Here is a 4,499-nt window from a genome sequence, read left to right as displayed (position 1 = left end):
AGAATATCCCAGTTCATGCCAACAAAACTCTTTTTGAGTTTGGCTTTAAGGGGAAACCCATTTAGAGATATCCACAAGTTAAGTTTTACATCTGGGTTTAAAAAGTTAAACGTAAGCATATCCGTATATGGAGCTTTTTGTGAGGTTAGCGGCTCAAAACTGATTTCGTGCTTTCGAGCAGTTTGTTTACCCAATGCAGTCGATATATTCTCTATGTCAGCGCTACTAACCCGCGCATGCCAAGTTCTTCCGTTGCCGTCAACAAGATAGATACCTTCGGCTTCATTATCGTTACAAATAGCCAAAATCAAGCAAAATACATCCCTAGTGTTGGGGGTAATATTGTATGAAATGCTTTCTCCGGTACTTTTCTGATGCATTGTGGCTCGATTTCCTACGTAGGTAGTACAAATGGAATCCTGCAATTCGCTTTGATGAACTATGCGGTTTATTCTTAATGGATTATAATTATCATCGTGGTATATAAGATAACTGTTATCAATATGAGGAAACAATAACATATTGGCTTTGCTCTTTACCCTAAAACTACTTCGTCCCTTTGCCAGATCAATTTGCAGATCTGCAACGCTCAAGCCCCAAGAGCTTACCTTATAGCGCAGATTTACAGCGCAAAGCAACGGGATGTTTAATAGTAGTAAAAGGCTTAAAAGAAGCTTACGCATAGTCCCCATGCATGATTACTTTTATCTGTTTTATGCTTTTTTCATCGCTATCCATAATTTTCAACTCTAGGTTATCATCCAAGCAATAGATTTCGCCCACTTGAGGAACATGATTGAAACTAGCCAATAAAAATTCTGCCATATTATCGTATTCGTCCACAGAGATTTCTCGTATAAATTCCTGATTAAATTGTCGCACACTATAGTTTCCACTTATCAGGCAGCTACCGTCGTCACATTTAATAAATTCTGGAATCTCATCGGAATCATACTCGTCCTGAATTTCTCCTACGATTTCTTCCAAGATGTCTTCCAAAGATATTATACCAGAAGTACCGCCATATTCATCTACTACTACGGCAACTTGCAATTTTTTAAGTTTAAACTGATTTAGCAAGCTCTGGATTTTCATGTTTTCGGTTACAAACCATACGGGACGCATTAATGCTGCAATGCTTTGTTTCTCTGGATACAAGATTAGATCTTTCACGTAAATAATGCCAACAATATCATCAATGGTTTCTCTATAGACAGGAATTCGTGAATAACCGCTTTCGATAATTATTGTCTTCAGTTCGTCCAAGCTTTGTGTCTCTTCCACAGCAGTTATCTTTACTCGTGGAACATAGATCTCGCTTATTTCTGCTTCTCTAAAGCGGAATAGTCCAACTAACATCCTTTTTTCGTGCTCTTCCAGAGATGCAGATGTAGTGTTGCTCTGAATCAAATTATGGAAGTCTTCCTCTGTAAATCTTTGTCTTAATCCTTTTTCGCCCTGGCTGCCCTTGGATATCACATTGCTTAGTTTTACAAATATCCATACTACCGGACTTAATACGGTTTCTATGGCAACTAATGGGTAAGCCAGAAACAAGCTGAGCTCATTTGCTTTAGAAAGGGCTATGAGTTTGGGGACAATTTCTCCAAAGAATAGAATTGCTATGGTTACAATCACTATTTGGATAGTGATAACCAAAGAAACATCCCATCCATGAGACACAGCAATATTGTAGGCTATCAACGTGCTAAATGAAGATAGCGCAATATTTACGAAGGTATTGCACAACAATAGAGTTACTAAGAGCTTACGGGGTTTACTAAGCAGCTTTAAGACTAATGCTTTACTGCGCCCAGTACTGTTTTCTAATTTCTTCAAATAAATCCGGGAAAGCGAAAACATTGCTGTCTCGCTACCCGAAAAGAACGCCGAAAGGGCTAAAAGGATTACTAAATATATTATTTGAGGCTCCATTATGCCAACCCTTCCGGTATCTGCTTTCGGTAATTTTCTTCAGCGTCTTCCATTTTTTCCTTGTCTGAGGTTCTTATATGATCGAAGCCTGCCAGATGAAGCAGAGCATGAATCAGAACCTGCCAAAATTCCTCGTTGAAAGTATTTTTCCCCTTTTGCTTAAATACCTGTTTTGTGTCAATAATAATATCACAAAACTGTGTTTCAACCCCTTCTAAAATTAGACTTTCCCCTTTAAAGCTCAACGCGTCTGTATTATTGTCAACGCCTCGGTAGAAGTGGTTATATTTACGCATATCTTCGCTGTTTGTGCATAAAATGCTAATCTCAAACTTTATTCCGGGTGCTTCCGAGCTTAGTATTCTGTGTGCAAAAGGTTCAATCTGCTCCTTAGTAATTCCTAATGGCAGATCTCCTTGTATCTCAATTTCTGTCATTATCCTCTGGGTAGTCCAAGCGTTTGCGGTAAATGCTGCCCAAAACTGGCAACATGGACTGTTTTATTTTAGAAAGATCCTTCATTGTAATTGGGGCTTCATCAAATTGACCTTCTCTTATTAAGCGGGATATCGTGTCGTCAATTATTTTCTCGATATCCTTCTCGTTTAATATAGTTTTTGCTTTTGTGGTGCTTTCCACAATATCGGCAATCATCACTAATGCTGCCTCTTTGCTTTGAGGTCGGGGTCCCGGATATCTATAGTTTTCTGTATCTGTGGCAAGACTCATCTTTTCGGCACGATCATAAAAATAGCGAATAAGGCTATCGCCATGATGTTGTACAATTATGTCTATTACGGGTTGAGGTATTTTGTATTTTTTTGCCAGAGTAATTCCTTCAAGCACGTGATTTTTTATAAGTGACGCACTTTTATCTGGGCTCATCTCATCATGAATTTCCGAGCTGTCTTCATTGTTTTCTGTAAAGATTTCGGTATTGATGATTTTGCCAATATCATGATAGTAGCTGCCTACCCTTGCTAAAAGTGGATTTGCCCCAATGGCTTCAGCGGCTCTTTCGGCAAGATTGCCAACAATCAGGCTGTGATGATATGTTCCTACGGCAGAAGTAGCAAGCTTTTTGAGCAAGGGATGATTGAAATCCAACAGCTCTAACAAAGTTTGTTTTGTGGCTCTATTCCATTTCTTTTCGTAATATGGAACTATTATGATGATGCCCATGATGCTTATAGCGCTGGAGATAAGGCCAAAGCCTATATTGCGGAAAACTATGTTTATAGGGTCACTTTTGTATATCGAAATTGCTACGGTTACAACACTTCCGCTTAATAGGAGATAAAACCATATAGAAAGAAATTCATGTTGCGCTTTTTGCCGCTTGATTAAAATAATCGTTATTATTGAACTTAATATGAATACTATAGGGGGATATGTTTCCCAATTGATAAAGGGACTTACAATAAGCATCGAAGTGATGGAGTACAGGATACCAAATTCAATTCCCACCAATATTGCTGCCGCAACAACGGTTAGGGCAAAAGGAATAAGAAGATTATTGAGCCCCAAAACGTGATTGCCGAGAATAGCAAAAAGCGTAATTAGCACAAAGCCCAGGTTGATCGGCAGATAATCCGCCAAGTGTTCTCGAAAATCTTTATTATAGATTCCATAATAATGGTTTGCCACCAGTAAAATCACGAATACATAGAGTAACAACCCCAACGCTAAAAGCATTTGCTGAAAAGCGGATTTTTGAATATTTCGAGATACATAGGCTGCTTGTAAAGATTCCAATTTCTCTATTTCACTTTTTCCTACCCGAGCGTTTTTTCGAATCACAACTTCATTTTGTAATACGATGCTTTCTGTATCCGGAATTTGGCTAAGCTTACGTTGGCTCAATTCTGTAAATAATTCTTTATCTGGCAAAACATTAGCTTTTACTAAAGCTTTGTTGGTATCCAAGATGAGTTTTTCGGCTTCGGGGACTTTTTCAATTAGCTTAGCTTCTGCTGCTTGAACCGAAAGAAATTCGGTTATTGACATTCGTGTTTCAGTATCGGTTTGCCAAAGGCTGATAGAATCTGCCTCAATGTTTTCGTAGATGCCCTGATTATATATTTCTGTAAGTGCAAGACGCAGGTCATCATAAACCCTATCCCTTGCGTTGCTGTCCATCGCAAATTTGAGGGATTCTACCGTAAGCGGAAATCCTGCCTTTTCAAATTCTTTCTGTAGATCTGCCCTCTCCAAATCTGGGAAGCGAAAGAATACTGCCCAGATGATGTCCATCGTACTCAAGGCATCAAACAGCGGTTCGTCACTTATGCGATAGGGCATGGACAAACTTCGGATGCTTTCTTCTTGCTCATTACTTAGCTGTTGCGCCGATTTCAACACCGGAAAGTCGAAAGGAGCAATAATTTCTGTTTCTGCTACTTGTCCTTCTTTGAGCTGATACTCCGGATAATTAAATCTACTTACAGCAAATATATGGTATAAGCCAACAATCACAAATGCTGTTAGAATTATAGTTAAGAGATATTTCGAATTCATTTTTCCCTTTTAACTACTCGGTAAATATTGTCAAGCTTTTGTAGCTT

4 protein-coding genes are annotated in these 4,499 nt (G+C 38.7%); all 4 read right to left on the bottom strand.

What is annotated here, in order from left to right:
* On the bottom strand, window positions 1-683 hold a 683-nt coding region (locus LHW48_06605; GenBank protein MCB5260126.1), incomplete at its 3' end, for a hypothetical protein.
* On the bottom strand, window positions 676-1,935 hold the full coding sequence (locus LHW48_06600) for a hemolysin family protein (GenBank protein ID MCB5260125.1): 1,260 nt from the start codon (window positions 1,933-1,935) through the stop codon (window positions 676-678). The genes LHW48_06600 and LHW48_06605, both read right to left, overlap by 8 nt.
* Window positions 1,935-2,372, bottom strand: coding sequence for an rRNA maturation RNase YbeY (ybeY, locus tag LHW48_06595; GenBank protein ID MCB5260124.1), 438 nt, complete (start codon window positions 2,370-2,372; stop codon window positions 1,935-1,937). Before ybeY ends, LHW48_06600 begins: the two co-directional genes overlap by 1 nt.
* Entirely contained in the window at window positions 2,359-4,452 is a 2,094-nt protein-coding gene (locus tag LHW48_06590) for an HDIG domain-containing protein (GenBank protein ID MCB5260123.1), read from the bottom strand. Before LHW48_06590 ends, ybeY begins: the two co-directional genes overlap by 14 nt.
* Window positions 4,453-4,499 lie beyond the last annotated feature (47 nt).

The organism is Candidatus Cloacimonadota bacterium (assembly GCA_020532355.1).
In the GTDB taxonomy this organism is placed as follows: domain Bacteria; phylum Cloacimonadota; class Cloacimonadia; order Cloacimonadales; family Cloacimonadaceae; genus UBA5456.
This window is presented reverse-complemented; position numbering and strand designations above follow the sequence as displayed.

Coding starts and splice junctions, on each gene's coding strand:
- LHW48_06600 (MCB5260125.1), bottom strand. CDS start 1,935: ATGGAGCCTCAAATAATATATTTAGTAATCCTTTTAGCCCTTTCGGCG.
- ybeY (MCB5260124.1), bottom strand. CDS start 2,372: ATGACAGAAATTGAGATACAAGGAGATCTGCCATTAGGAATTACTAAG.
- LHW48_06590 (MCB5260123.1), bottom strand. CDS start 4,452: ATGAATTCGAAATATCTCTTAACTATAATTCTAACAGCATTTGTGATT.